Origin of the sequence: Pseudomonas sp. NFACC39-1 (genome assembly GCF_900110355.1) — a bacterium.
Lineage (GTDB): Bacteria > Pseudomonadota > Gammaproteobacteria > Pseudomonadales > Pseudomonadaceae > Aquipseudomonas > Aquipseudomonas tehranensis.
Genome location: NZ_FODL01000003.1, coordinates 389,155 through 404,233, shown reverse-complemented (window position 1 = coordinate 404,233; position 15,079 = coordinate 389,155). Strand labels below are relative to the sequence as shown.

General features: G+C 61.9%; 16 protein-coding genes. 6 read left to right on the top strand and 10 right to left on the bottom strand.

The genetic code is table 11. The features are described from left to right. Nucleotides 1–74: 74 nt before the first annotated feature. From BMY45_RS08605 to BMY45_RS28130, 4 genes are read right to left on the bottom strand one after another with little or no spacing between them, the layout of a single operon-like run. The gene (locus tag BMY45_RS08605) at nt 75–734 is read right to left on the bottom strand and encodes a TetR/AcrR family transcriptional regulator (protein ID WP_092396607.1); all 660 of its coding nucleotides are present in this window, start codon (nt 732–734) and stop codon (nt 75–77) included. Further along, nucleotides 734–1,705 carry an alpha/beta hydrolase gene (locus BMY45_RS08600; protein WP_092396605.1) on the bottom strand — a complete coding sequence of 324 codons (972 nt, stop codon included), beginning with the start codon at nt 1,703–1,705 and terminating at the stop codon, nt 734–736. The genes BMY45_RS08605 and BMY45_RS08600 overlap by 1 nt, the downstream gene beginning before the upstream one ends. Nucleotides 1,706–1,724: 19 nt before the next feature. After that, nucleotides 1,725–3,167: a coniferyl aldehyde dehydrogenase gene (locus BMY45_RS08595; protein WP_092396603.1), complete on the bottom strand. Its 1,443-nt coding sequence runs from the start codon at nt 3,165–3,167 to the stop codon at nt 1,725–1,727. Next, entirely contained in the window at nt 3,164–3,310 is a 147-nt protein-coding gene (locus BMY45_RS28130) for a hypothetical protein (protein WP_177193322.1), read from the bottom strand. The genes BMY45_RS08595 and BMY45_RS28130 overlap by 4 nt, the downstream gene beginning before the upstream one ends. A gap of 294 nt (nt 3,311–3,604) precedes the next feature. Between BMY45_RS28130 and BMY45_RS08590 the strand changes: the two genes are divergently transcribed. Together BMY45_RS08590 and BMY45_RS08585 are read left to right on the top strand one after the other, a co-directional pair. Beyond that, nucleotides 3,605–4,615 (top strand): response regulator, encoded by a 1,011-nt coding sequence (locus tag BMY45_RS08590; RefSeq protein WP_092396601.1) that lies wholly within the window; start codon nt 3,605–3,607, stop codon nt 4,613–4,615. A gap of 3 nt (nt 4,616–4,618) precedes the next feature. Beyond that, nucleotides 4,619–5,575: a sensor domain-containing diguanylate cyclase gene (locus BMY45_RS08585; RefSeq protein ID WP_092396599.1), complete on the top strand. Its 957-nt coding sequence runs from the start codon at nt 4,619–4,621 to the stop codon at nt 5,573–5,575. 22 nt (nt 5,576–5,597) lie between these two features. Here BMY45_RS08585 and otnI read toward each other — a convergent pair whose 3' ends face one another. The 5 genes from otnI to BMY45_RS08560 are packed head-to-tail and all read right to left on the bottom strand — an operon-like array spanning nt 5,598 to nt 9,935. Beyond that, entirely contained in the window at nt 5,598–6,374 is a 777-nt protein-coding gene (otnI, locus tag BMY45_RS08580) for a 2-oxo-tetronate isomerase (protein ID WP_092396597.1), read from the bottom strand. A gap of 5 nt (nt 6,375–6,379) precedes the next feature. Further along, a complete protein-coding gene (otnC, locus tag BMY45_RS08575; RefSeq protein ID WP_092396595.1) occupies nt 6,380–7,018 on the bottom strand; it encodes a 3-oxo-tetronate 4-phosphate decarboxylase in 639 nt (212 codons plus the stop codon). Further along, complete coding sequence (gene otnK / locus BMY45_RS08570; RefSeq protein WP_092396593.1) at nt 7,015–8,286, bottom strand: 3-oxo-tetronate kinase; 1,272 nt, start codon at nt 8,284–8,286, stop codon at nt 7,015–7,017. Before otnK ends, otnC begins: the two co-directional genes overlap by 4 nt. Nucleotides 8,287–8,288: 2 nt before the next feature. Further along, entirely contained in the window at nt 8,289–9,197 is a 909-nt protein-coding gene (ltnD, locus tag BMY45_RS08565) for an L-threonate dehydrogenase (protein WP_092396591.1), read from the bottom strand. Between the two features lie 21 nt (nt 9,198–9,218). After that, a complete protein-coding gene (locus BMY45_RS08560; RefSeq protein ID WP_256573635.1) occupies nt 9,219–9,935 on the bottom strand; it encodes a FadR/GntR family transcriptional regulator in 717 nt (238 codons plus the stop codon). Between the two features lie 191 nt (nt 9,936–10,126). Here BMY45_RS08560 and denD point away from each other — a divergent pair, with 191 nt between their 5' ends. Beyond that, nucleotides 10,127–11,083, top strand: a complete 957-nt coding sequence (denD, locus tag BMY45_RS08555; RefSeq protein ID WP_092396589.1) for a D-erythronate dehydrogenase — start codon at nt 10,127–10,129, stop codon at nt 11,081–11,083. A gap of 59 nt (nt 11,084–11,142) precedes the next feature. Then, nucleotides 11,143–12,549 carry a GntP family permease gene (locus tag BMY45_RS08550; RefSeq protein WP_092396587.1) on the top strand — a complete coding sequence of 469 codons (1,407 nt, stop codon included), beginning with the start codon at nt 11,143–11,145 and terminating at the stop codon, nt 12,547–12,549. 101 nt (nt 12,550–12,650) lie between these two features. Here BMY45_RS08550 and BMY45_RS28360 read toward each other — a convergent pair whose 3' ends face one another. Further along, nucleotides 12,651–12,767, bottom strand: coding sequence for a trehalase family glycosidase (locus BMY45_RS28360; protein WP_371913918.1), 117 nt, complete (start codon nt 12,765–12,767; stop codon nt 12,651–12,653). Nucleotides 12,768–12,963: 196 nt separating this feature from the next. Here BMY45_RS28360 and BMY45_RS08545 point away from each other — a divergent pair, with 196 nt between their 5' ends. Beyond that, nucleotides 12,964–13,734: a substrate-binding periplasmic protein gene (locus BMY45_RS08545; protein WP_092396585.1), complete on the top strand. Its 771-nt coding sequence runs from the start codon at nt 12,964–12,966 to the stop codon at nt 13,732–13,734. Nucleotide 13,735: 1 nt separating this feature from the next. Next, nucleotides 13,736–15,079 carry a diguanylate cyclase gene (locus BMY45_RS08540; RefSeq protein WP_092396583.1) on the top strand — a complete coding sequence of 448 codons (1,344 nt, stop codon included), beginning with the start codon at nt 13,736–13,738 and terminating at the stop codon, nt 15,077–15,079.

Genomic DNA, 15,079 nt, shown 5'->3' with positions numbered 1-15,079 from the left:
TGTGCCTCAGTCATCGCGAGCAAGCTTTGCTCCCACAGGGGTCTTGTGGAGCGTGCAGCTGCCCCGGTGAGCGCTCACGGCTTGGGCACACGATGGATAAAGCAGCGGCCGAACAGGCCCAGGGTCACCTCGACCCGCTGCTCGATCTGCTCGTCGGACCAGCTCTGTTGCACCCCGAGGGTGAACAGTTTGAGCGGCTGGGAGATCAACAGCGAGTCGATCAGCTCCACCGCTGACTCGACATCTTCGTGAGCCAACAATCCCTTGCTGGCGGCCTTGCCCAACCAGCCGCGCAACAGGCTCAGGCAACGCCCGGCACCCTCCTGATACCAGATCCTGGCAAGGCCCGGCGCCGTCTCGCGTCCCTGGGCAGCCAACAGGTAGAGACCCAGCGCCAATGGCGAGAGGGTCAGACGCGCCCATAACGTCAGGTACATGCGCAACTCGCTGAGCAGATCCTCGGCGCAGTCGATGCCGCTTTCCAATAGCAGTTCCAGGGTGGACAAGTCCCTGGCCACCAGTTGCGAGAGCAACGCCTCCTTGCTCGCCACCAACTGGTACAAGGTCTTCTTGGAGATTCCGGCGGCGCGGGCGATGGCATCCATGGTGATGTTGGCGAAATTGCCGCTGCCAAGCGCCTGCGCCGCGGCATCCAACAGCGAGGTCATTTGCTCCTGGCGGCTGCGTATCGGCGGACGACCGCGCCTAACGGGCTGCTCAGTGGTTTCAGTCATTACGGAGCCTGTTGATCGGCATGGTGCACGTGTTCCGGTGGTGGTTTCACAGAGGTGCCCAGCTTAGCGCAGCCCGCCCCCGCAAACGCTTCACGCAGGGAATCCTCGATGAGCTGCCAAGCCTCCTGCGCCGTAGCATCAGGCCCTAGATGGGTGAACATGTGGTCGCAGTCGGTGAACATTTTTTCGTTCACCACGACACCGGCCTGGCGCAATTTCTGCGCGTAGGCCTGACCCTCAGCACGCAGGATATCGTGCTCGGCGGTGATCAACGTTGTCGGGGGCATGCCCTGCAATTGCTCAACCGTCGCCAGCAATGGCGAGGCCAGAGGGTCCCGGGCCTGGGCCGGATCGCTCAGATAGCAGCTATTGAAAAAGCGCACCAGACCCGCACCGAGTAAGGGTTTGTCGATGGGAGAAAGCTTCAGTCCGGGATCCTGGGCCAAGTCCAGTACCGCATAGTCAATGACCTGATGTACCACCCGCAAGCGCTGATGCCCCCGTGCCAGATTGGCCACGCCGGTGGCCAGGTTGCCGCCCGCGCTGTGCCCACCGACCGCGATGCGTTGTGGGTCGATGCCCAGGGTCGTGGCCTGTTCGGCCAGCCACTCAAGCACCGCGAAGCTCTGTCGCAAACCTGCGGGAAAGGGAAACTCGGGGGCCAGGACATAGTCCAGATTGACCACCAGGCAACCCAGGTTGTGAGCCAAGCGCCGGCAATAACTGTCGTCATGCTCCGGCACCCCGGCCACAAAGCCGCCGCCATGCAGGTTCAGATACACGGGCAGAGGCTCAGTGGACGACGTATGGGGCCAATAGAACAAGGCCCGTGCCGGGCCCCACGCTGTGGGGATGAGTGTTTCGTCGAGCAAGCGCAACGGATACTGCGTCGCGTCGTAGGTGAATTTGGCTTTCATGCGTTTGGCAAAGGCGCGCAGCAGCTTGGCCTTGAAGGTTGTCAGCATGTTCATGGTCATACTCCTGAACGACTCAGTGGGCAGTCAGCAATTGATCCAGCAGACCGTGGATCATTGCGCCGTAAGGCGCGCGCATCGCCAGGTTGGACTCACCGACCGGGCTCTGCACCACCACCGCCTTGGCATGACTGAACGTACGGAAACCGTAGACACCGTGATACGCCCCCATACCGGAGTGACCGACACCGCCAAATGGCAGCGCCTCGAACACCACATGACTCATGACGTCATTGATCACCACACCGCCCGAAGTCGTGCGCTCCAGCACCTGCTGGCGCTCACCGGCGTCCTCGCCGAAGTAATACGCGGCAAGGGGTCGCGGTTGACCGTTGACGTAGTCGATCGCCGTGGCGAAATCGCGATAGGTCTTGATCGGCAACAGCGGGCCGAAGATTTCCTCGCGCAGCACCTGCATCTGCTCAGTGGCATCCAGCACCAGCGTCGGAGCGATCTTGCGGGTCTGGCGATCAGCCAGGTCTTCCTGCGCTGGGTTGATCTCGATCAGCCGCGCCCCTTTGGCGCGAGCATCGACCAGATAACCCTGCAGGCGGTCGAAGTTGCGTGGGTTGATGATGGAGGTGTAGTCCGGGTTGCTGTGCAAGGAGGGATACATGGCAGCGACGAAGCGCACCGCCTCGGCGACGAAGTCTTCCAGGCATTCTTCCGGTAGCAGCACGTAGTCCGGGGCCAGGCAGATTTGCCCGGCGTTGAAGGTCTTCACCGTCATGACCCGCTGCACCACCGTCGCCAGGTCGGCGCTACGGGACACCAGCACGGGTGACTTGCCGCCCAGCTCCAGGGTCACCGGCACCAGATTGTCCGAGGCGGCACGCATGATGTGCCGGGCCACTGCCGTCCCCCCGGTAAAGATCAGGTGGTCGAAGGGTTGGGCACTGAACAGCGCGCCGACTTCGGCATCGCCCAGCACCGTGGTCAGTTCATTCTCGTCAAAATATCGGGCGATCAATTGGCCCATCAATAACGAGGTTCGCGGGGTCAGTTCCGAAGGCTTGAGCATGGCCCGGTTACCGGCGGCGAAAATACTCGCCAGCGGCCCGAACGCCAGTACGATGGGAAAGTTCCAGGGGCTGATCACGCCCACCACGCCCAACGGCTGGCACTCGACCCGCGCCTCACTGCCGGGGAAGGGTGACGGATGCGATTGCGCTTGCATCCACTCGGCCAGATGCTCACGGCAATGCTTGAGGCTTGCCACGGAACCGCCAATATCGGAAAGCAGCGTCTGTTCGCGGCTGCGATTGCCGAAGTCCGCCGATACCGCCTCAACAATGGCTTCACGGTTATCCAATAGCAATGCAATGGCCCGGTCCAGTCGGTCGCGCCGTAGTTCCAGGCTCGCCGGCCCGTCGGCCAGGTGGGCCTGCTTCATCTGTGCAAGCCTGGCAGTGAGTTGTTCGGTGCCGACGGGCGCCGCGGGGTGACCGGGAATGTTCATGGCGTAGGTTCCTGCTGGTTATTGTTATTGAACAGCACTAAATACCCTATGAGCAGGCGCACAAACCTACTCGCAAGATGGAGTATGCCTAAAAATCCAAGAAAGGAAACCGTTAGGTTTCTTAATTTTAAAGAATCGTTCATGACATACACTCCTTGTAAACAGGCGTCAAAACCGATAATTCAGGGCGGGACAGGAAAAAAATGTGAGTCCCTCGGTTGGAGACTTTCGTAGCGTTTTTAGCGTTGCTCGCGCACCGACCTCTCGAAAACTGATTAATTTTTATAATTATTTTCTTCGTAGCCTTTCATGCGCCGCCGCGATTGCCCTAACGGATGAAGTGCATTTGACTCTCCTGACTTAATGGTCCAGTTTTTAGCTAACGGGAGGTTTCGCAGCTTTGTGACAGGCATGACCTCCCCCGCTGTTCAACTTGAATGGGCGTCCCAGTGTCAGTGATCCCCCTCGTGGTGTGTGACGACTCCAACATGGCACGCAAACAGGTGCTCCGTGCATTGCCGGCGGACTGGCCGGTCTCGGTCACCGAGGCCAGCAATGGGCGCCAGGCCATGGACGCCATACGCCAGGGCCTGGGCCAAGTGGTGCTGCTGGACCTGACCATGCCGGAGATGGATGGTTATCAGGTGTTGAGCGCCTTGCGCGCCGAAGGCTTGAAGGCGCAAGTCATCGTGATCTCCGGTGACGTCCAGGAGCAGGCGGTACGCCGCGTGCTGGAGCTGGGCGCATTGGCATTCCTGAAAAAACCATTCGATGAAAACGAGCTGCGCCAGACGCTCAGTGAGTTGGGGCTACTGACAAAACCGGGCCAGGCGCCGCCGCAAAATCGTTCGCTGACGAACACGGCCATCAGTTTTCACGATGCGTTCCGCGAGACGGTCAACGTTGCCATCGGCCAGGCCGCCGCCCTGATTGCCAAGGTGCTGGGTGTGTTTGTGCAGTTACCGGTACCGAACGTGAACATCCTTGAGGTGGGTGAGCTGCATATGGCGCTTAACGATGCCGGCAGCTCCCAGCAACTCACGGCCATCTGCCAGGGCTTTATCGGCAGTGGTATTGCCGGCGAAGCCCTGCTGATATTTCACGAATCGGAAATCGCCGACATCGCGCAACTGATGCAGCGCCAAAGCAGCGATTATTCGGACCTGGAAATGCTGCTGGACCTTTCCAGCGTTCTGATCGGCGCGTGCCTGAGCAGTATTGCCGATCAGATCGACGTGGTGTTCTCGCAGGGGCATCCGCAGATTCTCGGCCAGCACGCGGCCATCGAGGAGCTGATTCACGTCAACCGCAAGCACTGGAAAAAGACCCTGGCGGTGGAAATCAGCTACAGCCTGGAAGGGCACGATATTCGTTTCGATCTGTTGTTGCTGTTCACGGAAGACTCGATCGAGCGGCTGACCCAAAAACTCACCTACCTGATGACCTGAGCCATGCCTGATTCCATTGATCTGAACGAGTTCCACTGGTTGCTGGCCATTGTTCAGAGCATCGATGTCGGTGTGGTGGTGCTGGACCGCGACTACCGCGTACAGGTCTGGAACACGTTCATGGAGAACCGCTCCGGCGTGCAGCCGAAGGACGCCCACAACCAGCATTTTTTCAGCCTGTTTCCCGAAATCGATCGCCAGTGGTTCAGCCGCAAGGTGGAAAGCGTCGCGGCCCTGGGCACTCCAGCGTTCACTGTCTGGGAGCAGCGTCCCTATCTGGTGCGGTTCAAGAGCTACCAGCCCATCACCGGCCAGGAAGAGTTCATGTACCAGAACACCACGCTGTTACCGTTGCGCTCGCCCGACAGCAAGATCAGTCACATCTGCCTGGTGATCTATGACGTCACCGACGTCGCCACCAACCGGCATCAACTACAGGCCGCCAATGCGCAATTGCAGCAGCTCTCCAGCACCGATCGACTGACCGGGCTGTACAACCGTGGTCATTGGGAGGCGAGCCTGAAAGCTGCCTACGCGCGGCATCAACGCTACGGCAATGCCTTGAGCCTGGTGATGCTCGATATCGACCACTTCAAACGAGTCAACGACACCTATGGCCACCAGGCCGGGGATCAGGTCATCGAGCAGGTCGCCCGGCTTTTGCACGAACATGTACGCGACTCCGATGTGGCCGGGCGTTATGGCGGCGAAGAGTTCGGTGTGGTGCTGTCGGACACCGACAAGGTCGGCGCCCGGATGTTCGCCGAGCGCCTGCGCCATGCAGTCGAGGAGCTGCAAGTGCTGTTCAACGACCAGAGCATCCGATTCACCATCAGCCTGGGAGTGGCGGACCTGAGCCAACCCGCGACCGGCCACGCCGAACTGATCGCCCGGGCCGACCAGGCGTTGTATACGTCCAAGAAAACCGGGCGCAATCGGGTGACGGTGTACACAGGTTGAATGCGGTTTTTTCGGACCCCGCTCAGCGCCAGGGCGCAAACCAGCCCAGGCCATCCTCGGTCAGACCGCGGGGGTTGTACTCGCAGCCGATCCAGCCCTCGTAACCGGCTTCGTCGAGCAGTTTGAACAGGTACGGGTAGTTCACTTCTCCCTGGTCGGGTTCGTGCCGATCCGGCACGCCGGCGATCTGGATATGCCCGACGCCGGCTTGGAAGCGCTGGAAACCGGCAATCAGATCGCCCTCCATGATTTGTGCATGGAACAGGTCCAGTTGCACGCGCAGGTTCGGCTCGCCCAGTTCAGCCAGGATTGCATGGCCTTCGGCCTGGCGATTGATGAAGTAACCCGGAATCGAGCGGGTGTTGATCGGCTCGATCAGCAGTGTCAGTTGGTGCTCGGCCAAACGTCGGGCGGCGTAGCGCAGGTTTTCCAGATAGACCTCGCGCATGCGCGGACGCTGGCTCTCGTCACTCACCAGCCCGGCCATTGCGTGCAGTTTGGGGCAGCCCAGCGCGTGGGCGTATTCGATGGCACGGTCGACACTTTCGCGGAATTCCACCTCGCGCCCCGGCAACGCCGCGATACCGCGCTCGCCCGCGGCAAAATCCCCCGGCGGCAGGTTGAACAGCACTTGGCTAAGCCCGTGCTCGGCCAAACGCCCGGCCAGCTCGGCCGGTGCGAACTCATAAGGAAACAGGTATTCCACGCCCTTGAAACCGGCCTTGGCCGCCCGGCCGAAGCGATCGAGGAAGGGTGCATCGTTGAACATCATGCTGAGGTTGGCAGCGAAACGTGGCATTGCAGTCACCATTGGGCGCCGAAGGTCTGGCGCAGTTCGTCGATTTGTTCGTCGTCCAGCGCCCGTACCGGCTGCTGGCGCAGCAACAAGTAGAGCTTGGCGGTTTCTTCGAGTTCTTCGATGGCGTATGTGGCCGCCTCCAGGCTCTTGCCGGAAACGACCGGCCCGTGATTGGCCAGCAACACCGAACTGTGCTGCCCGACCAGTCCGCGAATCGCCTCGCCCAGCCGCGGATCACCGGGCCGGTGGTACGGAATCAGCGGCAAGCGGCCCACGCGCATGACGAAGTAAGGTGTCAGCGGTGGCAGGCACGACGTAGCGTCCAGGCAGTCCAGGCAGGACACCGCCGCCGAATGCGTGCAATGCAGATGCACGATGGCCCCCGAATCTTCGCGACCTTCATAGACGGCACGGTGCAGGAACGCTTCCTTGGAGGCGGGTTTGCCGGCCAGGTGGTTACCTTGCCAATCGAGCTTGGCGATGTCGGCCGGGTCCAGGCGACCTAGACAGGCGTTGGTCGGGGTCAGCAACCAGCCATCGTCCAGCCGCACGCTGATGTTGCCGGAAGAGCCAGGGCTGAGCCCACGAAGGTAGAGTGAGCGGCCGATCTCGACGATCTCTTCGCGCAGTTGACTTTCCTTCATCTCAGCATCTCCCAGGCCTTGATCATGAAATCGGCGCTGCCGAAATTACCGGACTTGAGCGCCAGGGTCAGCGGCCGCCCGGACTGGCCGAGCGTCTGGGTCCAGGGCACGCCGGGGTCGATGCTCGGCCCGATGCGCAAACCTTCGATGCCCAGCGCGCCGACCACTGCGCCGGAGGTTTCACCACCGGCGACCAGCAATTGACCCACGCCCTGCTGTTCGACCAGCGCACGGGCAATCGCCGCGAGGGCCGCTTCAATGCGTTCACCGACCTGCTGCGCGCCGAACTGTTGCTGCACCCGGCGAACCTCGTCGGCTGGGCTGCTGGCATAGATCAGCACCGGCCCCTGGTAGCCGGCAGCCCAGGCCAGAGCCTCGGCCACCAGGGCGTCACCGCGGGCCATCAGCTCGGCCGCCTCCAGACGAAAGGCAGGATAGACCGCTGCCGCCCGCTCGATCTGGCCGAGGGTCGCTCGCGAACAGCTACCGCTGAGAATCGCCTGACGTCCCCAACCGGCTTCCAGCCGACTGGCCTCGCCATTGGCCTGTAACAAGCCTCTGGCCTGCCAATCCTGGGCCATGCCCAACGCCAGCCCCGACCCGGCCGTAACCAGCGGCAGGTCGGCACAGGCGGCGCCAAGCACCTGCAAATCTTCATTATCAATAGCGTCGCTGACGGCGATGCCCACGCCTTCAGCGCGCAACGCGGCGATCCGCTGACGGGTCGCCTCGACGCCCGCGCGCAGGGTCCGGTAGTCGATCAGGCCGACCGGGTGGCGGGTTTGCGGCTGCAACACGCGCAGCAGATTGGCGTCGCGCATGGGCGTGAGTGGATGATCCTGCATCCCGCTTTCGTTGAGCAGCACGTCATTGGCGAACAGGTAGCCGTTGAACACGCTACGGCGGTTCTCCGGAAAGGCCGGACAGGCCACGGTGAAGTCGCTGCCCAGGGCTTGAAGCAGCGCATCGCTGACCGGGCCGATGTTGCCCTCGGCGGTGGAGTCGAACGTCGAGCAATACTTGAAGTAGAACTGTCGGCAGCCCTGCTGGCGCAACCACTCCAGCGCCTGCAGCGACTGTGCGACTGCCTCCTCGGGCGCCAGGTTGCGCGACTTGAGCGCCACCACCAGCGCGTCGGCTTCGCCCAGCGCCAAGGGTCCACGTGGAACGCCAATGGTCTGCACAGTGCGGGCGCCGCCGCGCACGAGCATGCTGGCAAGGTCGGTCGCTCCGGTGAAGTCGTCGGCAATGCATCCAATCAGGGGCATGGTCAAATCTCCTCGTTGGCGGCGGCAGGCAGGTTGATACCGGGGAATATCTTCACTACGGCGATATCGTCCTCGCGCCCCAGCCCGGAAGCCGACGCTTGCTTGAACATCTGGTGGGCGCTGGCGGTCAGCGGCAACGGGAAGACCGCCTCCTGGGCGCTGTCGAGCACCAGCCCCAGGTCCTTGACGAAAATATCCACCGCCGAGCGCGGTCGATAATCACCCGCCAGCAAATGCGGCACGCGGTTTTCGAACATCCAGGAATTGCCGGCGCTGTGGCTGATCACTTCGTAGAGCGCCTCGGGATCGCAGCCCTGGCGAATGCCATAGGCCATGGCTTCGGCCGCCGCGGCAATATGGACCCCGGCGAGCAACTGGTTGACCAGCTTGATCTGCGAGCCTTGCCCGGCCTCTTCACCCAGCCGGTAGACCTTGGCGGCCACCGCAGCAAGTGCCGTTTGCGCCCGTTCGAAGGCCGCTTCCGGCCCCGACGCCATGATGGTCAACTCGCCCGCCTCGGCACGCACCGCACCACCCGAAATCGGCGCATCGAGCATCAGCACCTGGTGCTCGGCCAAGCGCTCGCTGATGCGCCGCGCAGCCGCCGCCGAGATGGTTGCACAGGCGATGACCACGGAACCCGGACGCAGCCGCGCGGCAATTCCCTGCGCGCCGAACAGCAGTTGCTCGGTCTGCGCGGCGTTGACCACCACGATGAACAGCAGATCGCTGAGCGCCGCGCTGTCACTCAGGCCGCTGACCGGCTGGCCGCCCTCAGCGCTGAAGGCCTGGCGCACGTCCTCGCGGATGTCGTAGCCCCACACGGGCAAACCGGCACGTAAAAGGGAACGCGCCATGCCCAGGCCCATGGAGCCCAGGCCGACCACACCAATATTGGATATTGCTGTCACGGGTGAATCCTCTTGTGGTTGTTATCCGGACGCGTCGGCCTCGCTTCGCGCTTCACGCAGGCGGACTTCGGCGTTACGCAGGTGCGAGGAGGCCGCGGTACGTGCCGCCTCACTGTCACCGGCGGCGATGGCGGCGAGCAGCGCGTGGTGCTCCTGGTCGACCTGACGCATGTACTGGCTGTTACGCGCCTCATTGCAACGGGTCACTCGGATCGCCTGTTGCAACAGTTGGTGCAGAAAATCGATGGTTTCGAGAAAGTGCTGGTTGCCGGTGGCGGCCACCACCGAACGGTGGAAGGCGAGGTCTTCGCGCACGCCGTCTTCACCCCGCTCAACCGCTTCGTCGAGCTCGGCCAAGGCGTTTTGCATCGCCCGCAATTGCGCATTGGTGCGCCGCGCCGCGGCCAGTTCGGCGGCTTTGATCTCCAGCGCGCTGCGCAACTCGAGGATTTCCACCACGGCCTCGAAGTTGCCCTGGGGCGGAGACAGGCGCAACGCGACACTGGGATTGGGCACGACAAAGGTGCCGCTGCCCTGGCGCGAAGTGAGCATGCCCTCGCGCTTGAGCATTGAAATAGCCTCGCGCACCACCGTGCGGCTGACACCGTATTGCTCGCACAAGGCCTGCTCGGTGGGCAGGCGGTTACCGGCGGCCAACTGGCCCTCATGGACCGCCGCACTCAGGCGTTTGGCCAGCCGTTCGGCCAGCTTGGGGGTAACGTCGTTCAGACTGTCCACTCAGATTCTCCCGGCAATCGTCGCGCTGCCTTGCCACTCGCTGTGAGCAAGAAGAAAACACGCAACGGTTGCGTCCACGTTAAATTCATCATACAACATGACAACTGCTTGTCACCTGGTTCATCAAATAACAAGAATACGGGGCGTTCGGCACGCTGCCCCGAATATTCTCCTTAAGCGGAGTGCAATACATGAAGATCCTGGTAACTGGCGGCGCTGGCTTTCTCGGCGCCCGCCTGATCGAAGCGCTGCTGGCGCCCACTGCGAGCGACCTGCTGCCCCCCGGCGCTAGCCTTGTCTCAGTCGACCTGGCGCCCTGCCCCATCGATGACCCGCGTGTGGTGTCGCACACGGGCGACATCTGTGACCCGGCCTTTATCCAATCACTGATCGGTCCAGAGACCTCCCTGGTCTATCACTTGGCCGCGATCGTCAGTGGCCAGGCCGAAGCCGATTTCGACCTGGGCATGCGGGTCAATTTCGAGGCGACCCGCGCCCTGCTCGAAGCCTGCCGCCACCAGGCCCAGGCCCCGCGTTTCGTGTTCGCCAGCTCCCTGGCGGTCTTCGGCGGGCCGATGCCCGAGCAGGTGCCCGAAGAACTCGCACCGCTGCCGCAATCGTCCTATGGCGCGCAGAAGGCAATGGCCGAACTGTTGATCAACGACTACTCGCGCAAGGGCTTCATCGATGGCCGGGTGTGTCGCCTGCCGACCATTTCCGTTCGCCCCGGCAAACCCAACGCAGCGGCCTCGTCATTTGCCAGCGGTATCTTGCGCGAGCCCCTGGCCGGCGAGGCGAGCAACTGTCCGGTACCGCTGGATACCCGCATGTGGCTGTCTTCGCCGCAGACCGTGGTCGACAACCTGGTCCATGCCGCGCGTCTGGACGGTCAGGCGCTTGGCCTGCGTCGGACCCTCAACCTGCCCGGCATCAGCGTGCGGGTCAGCGAAATGCTCGACAGTCTCGCCCGTGTCGGTGGCGAGGCGGCCCGCGCGCGGGTCAGCTTTGAGCCGGACGAGCGGATCCAGCGCATCGTCTGCAGCTGGCCCGGCGACTTCGACATCCAGCGGCCGCTGCAACTGGGCTTTCGCGGTGACGCGGATTTTGACAGCGTGGTAAGGGCGCACCTGCTCAGCATGAATCACTGACCCAGGCGGCGCCTGGCGGTGCCGTCGTTCCATCCAATAACAACAAGAGTGATTACCCAATGGACGCAACTTCTATCGCCGGTCCACAGCTGATGGTGAGCCTGGTCCTGGCCATCGTCATACTCATCGTGCTGGTTCTCAAGACCCGCATCCACGCCCTGCTGGCGCTGATCATCGCCGCCTCGATCGCTGGCCTGGGCGGCGGCATGGCGCCGGACGCGCTGGTCAAATCCATCACCACCGGCTTCGGTGCCACGCTGTCGACCATCGGCCTGGTCATCGGTTTCGGTGTGATGATGGGTCGCCTGCTGGAAGTCTCCGGCGCCGCCGAGCGGATGGCCTATACCTTCGTGCGTTGGCTGGGCAACAAACGCGAAGAGTGGGCGATGATGGTGACCGGCTACATCGTCTCGGTGCCGATCTTCTGCGACTCGGCGTTCGTCATCCTCAACCCGTTGGTCCGTGCGCTGGCGCGCAACAGTGGCAAATCGATGCTGACCCTGGGTATTGCCCTGGCCAGCGGCCTGATGCTGACCCACCATGCGGTTCCGCCAACGCCGGGGCCGCTGGGGATTGCCGGGATCTTCAATATCGACGTGGGCTTGATGATTTTCTGGGGCGTGGTGTTCACCATTCCCGGCACCTTCGTGCTGGTGGCCTACGCGCGCTTCATGGGCCCGCGTATCGAGGCGATGATCGCGCAAAGCGGCCAGCAACCGGTCGAACCCGCCACCGCCTACCGCGAAGTGCTCGAACGCGCCGATGCCCGCGAGGCCGAGCTGCCGCCGCTGTGGCTGTCGATGCTGCCCATCGTGCTGCCCATTGTGCTGATCTTCGCCAATACCCTGGTCGTGGCCCTCGGCAAACTCAACGGTGACACCACCCTGACCCAGAGCCTGTTCGGCCAGACCATCGCGTTTGTCGGCAACCCGGTCATTGCCGTCGGCCTCGGGGTCGTGGCAGCACTGTATGGCCTGGTGCCGCGGCGCCCGCGTGAGGAAGTCATCGCGCATATGGAGAAAGGCGTGGAAAGCGCCGGCATCATCCTGCTGGTCACTGGCGCCGGTGGTGCATTGGGTGCTGTGTTGCGCGACAGCGGTGCGGGCCAGTACATGGGCGAATGGGTCGCCACCTTGCCGCTGCCGGCGGTGTTGATCCCCTTCGTGATCGCTTCGCTGGTGCGCCTGATCCAGGGCAGCGGCACCGTCGCGATGATCACCGGCGCCTCGATTTCCGCGCCGATCCTGGCCTCGATTCCCGACGTTAACATGGTCTTCGCCGCCCAGGCGGCGGCCATTGGCTCAATGGTCTTTGGCTACTTCAACGACAGCTATTTCTGGGTAGTCAACCGCATGCTCGGGGTCACCAACGCCAAGCACCAGATGCTGACCTGGTCGGTGCCGACCACGATTGGCTGGTTCACCTCTCTGCTCACGCTGTTGCTGTTCAACGCCATTCTCGGATAACCAAGCGCCGGACACCTGGGCAGGAATTGATGAATCCTGCCCAGGTTTGCCCTTGCCCTTAGCGCCATATTTGTTCAACGCTTCAGCGTCACGCCATTCATTCAGCCAAAACCGTACTGCAACTCATATTCGCCACCTCCCCCGCCATCTCCCTGCCCGGATACGTCGTACTTCTCTGCCAGTTTGTTTTCCTTACGGCGAAACGAACCCGCGTTCATTAAATGTCGCCGAATCGACAGCTGGAAAAAGACAGGCCACACTCAAGTTTCCCATATGATCTGGACCGCCCGCCCATGCTCAATGCCCCCCGGTTCGACGGATGACACTCAAGCCTCCATAGGCCCAGCCGATAACACATTAAATCAATGCCCCCCAGGCCACGCCGGCACTGCTGGTTGCATAGGGTAACTCTCGATGATTTTGCCGTTTAACCGTCTTCTGATGCGCTGCGTCCTGATGTTCCTGGGTGCAAGCGCAACCCTGCCAAACGCCGCCGCAGAGACTGCGCTGCGCATCGTTACGGAAGAACTGCCGCCCTATAACATGACACAGAACGGGCGAGTGACCGGCATGAGCACCGAGGTGGTCCAGGCAGTGCTCAAGGAGGTCGGCGTAGAGGCGTCCATCCAGCCCATGCCTTGGGCGCGGGCCTACGAACTGGCGCTCAATGAAAGTAACGTATTGATCTATTCAATCGTCCGGACACCTGCGCGCGAATCACTTTTCCAGTGGGTCGGAGCCATCGCCCCAACCCAGTGGTACATGTACTCGCTGGCTGAGCGCCCGGTAAAACTCAACTCGCTGGACGATGCACACGGTCACCAGATTGCCACCGTCAATCAGGACGTGGGTGAGCAATACCTGGTGTCAAAGGGTTTCCGCATTGGGAAAGACCTTCAGTCGAGCAACAAGTACGAACACAACTACCGCAAGCTCAAGGTCGATCACGTGGAGCTATGGATTTCCAACGAGCTCAACGCGCTGTACCTGACCCGCCAGAATGGTGAAGACCCGGATAAAGTGTTGATCCGTTCACTGCCGCTTCCCGAATTGAGCAGTCAGGATGGCTTGAGCATGGCGTTCAGTCGCAAGACGCCGGCCGCGACGGTCGAGAAATTCCGCTCAGGCCTGGAGACCATCCGCCGCAATGGCGTTTACGACGCCATCATGCGCAAGTGGTTATGACATGGCCGACGATTTTCGAACGGTCCCCCTTCACCCGCCAAAGACCAGAACATTCAGCTCATTGGGACGGCGTCTGGTTTTGGCCACGCTGGTGTTCTGCCTGTGCTTTACCTTGGCGATGGTCACGCTGCGTACCTGGCAGGCCTGGGAAAACAATCTGGCGCAGATGAATTCGGAGCTGCTCCTGATCGACCAGGTGTTCCAGAACACCTTGGCCCATGCCATTTGGGAAATGGACCGTGAGTCGCTGGACAAGCAGATCACCAGCGTCGCGAATGCGGCGCCGGTGGGACGCGTGGTACTCAATATCCTGCGACCCGGACAGTCGCCAGAAATCATCGAGTTCAATCGATATGCCAGCAATCCATCCAGCGTGGCGCCGGTGCTGCATCGTCAGCTCGTCGCGCAGCCCTACCTTGGCGCCAACGAAAAGGTCGGTGAACTGACCATCGAGGGCGATAACAACCTGCTTTGGGAACGTCTCTGGGACGAAGCCCGCAGCATCGTCATCACGCAGGTGATCCAGTCGTTGCTGCTGGCCGGGCTGGTCATGACCATGTTCAACCGTCTGGTGACCGTACACGTTGTCCATATCGCCCGGCATCTGGGAAAACTCTCACCACAAACACTCAACTTCCACCTCAAGCTGCAACGTTCGGTCCAGCGCCAGGACGAGTTGAGCCTGCTCGAATTCAAAGTCAATGCACTGCAAGACAACCTCCACGCCCATTTGGAGCGCCAGCACTCGGACGAACTGGCCCTTGCAGCCAGTCGCGACCAGTTGGCCGAACTGGTCGAGGCGCGCACCTCGGAGCTCAAGGCTGCCAACCAGGCCCTCGAAGCGCTGTCGCGTCACGATGCCTTGACCGGCTTGGCCAACCGTCGTTACTTCGATGAACTGAAGGATGTCGAATTCCGCCGTGCGATTCGCCACAACACCCCGCTAGCCGTACTGATGTGCGATGTGGATTTCTTCAAGATCTACAACGACACCTACGGCCACATCAAGGGCGACGAGTGCTTGAAACAGATCGCCGGAACCCTGCGCAGTGTCTTCGGCCGCTCCGGCGAACTGACGGCTCGCCTGGGGGGTGAGGAGTTTGTCGTGGTATTGCCCAATATCAACGCCAGCCAGGCATGCGAGGCCGCCCAGCGGTTTCGTGAAAGCCTGGCTGAACTTGAACTGCCCCATGGCGGCTCAGCGGTTTCCCCTTTTGTCACCCTGAGCATCGGCGTCGCCGAGCTGGACACCAAAACCATGGACCACTTCGATCAACTGCTGCAACGCGCCGACCAGGCGCTGTACCGAGCCAAACGCCAGGGGCGCAATTGCGTCGCTTTATAA

Excerpts from the sequence above, each read along its gene's own strand:
- otnC (WP_092396595.1), bottom strand. The coding sequence starts at position 7,018 with ATGAAGGAAAGTCAACTGCGCGAAGAGATCGTCGAGATCGGCCGCTCA.
- BMY45_RS08585 (WP_092396599.1), top strand. The coding sequence starts at position 4,619 with ATGCCTGATTCCATTGATCTGAACGAGTTCCACTGGTTGCTGGCCATT.
- BMY45_RS08545 (WP_092396585.1), top strand. The coding sequence starts at position 12,964 with ATGATTTTGCCGTTTAACCGTCTTCTGATGCGCTGCGTCCTGATGTTC.
- BMY45_RS08605 (WP_092396607.1), bottom strand. The coding sequence starts at position 734 with ATGACTGAAACCACTGAGCAGCCCGTTAGGCGCGGTCGTCCGCCGATA.
- BMY45_RS28360 (WP_371913918.1), bottom strand. The coding sequence starts at position 12,767 with ATGAACGCGGGTTCGTTTCGCCGTAAGGAAAACAAACTGGCAGAGAAG.
- BMY45_RS08595 (WP_092396603.1), bottom strand. The coding sequence starts at position 3,167 with ATGAACATTCCCGGTCACCCCGCGGCGCCCGTCGGCACCGAACAACTC.
- BMY45_RS08550 (WP_092396587.1), top strand. The coding sequence starts at position 11,143 with ATGGACGCAACTTCTATCGCCGGTCCACAGCTGATGGTGAGCCTGGTC.
- otnI (WP_092396597.1), bottom strand. The coding sequence starts at position 6,374 with ATGCCACGTTTCGCTGCCAACCTCAGCATGATGTTCAACGATGCACCC.
- BMY45_RS08540 (WP_092396583.1), top strand. The coding sequence starts at position 13,736 with ATGGCCGACGATTTTCGAACGGTCCCCCTTCACCCGCCAAAGACCAGA.
- otnK (WP_092396593.1), bottom strand. The coding sequence starts at position 8,286 with ATGCCCCTGATTGGATGCATTGCCGACGACTTCACCGGAGCGACCGAC.
- denD (WP_092396589.1), top strand. The coding sequence starts at position 10,127 with ATGAAGATCCTGGTAACTGGCGGCGCTGGCTTTCTCGGCGCCCGCCTG.
- BMY45_RS28130 (WP_177193322.1), bottom strand. The coding sequence starts at position 3,310 with ATGAACGATTCTTTAAAATTAAGAAACCTAACGGTTTCCTTTCTTGGA.
- BMY45_RS08600 (WP_092396605.1), bottom strand. The coding sequence starts at position 1,705 with ATGAACATGCTGACAACCTTCAAGGCCAAGCTGCTGCGCGCCTTTGCC.
- BMY45_RS08590 (WP_092396601.1), top strand. The coding sequence starts at position 3,605 with ATGGGCGTCCCAGTGTCAGTGATCCCCCTCGTGGTGTGTGACGACTCC.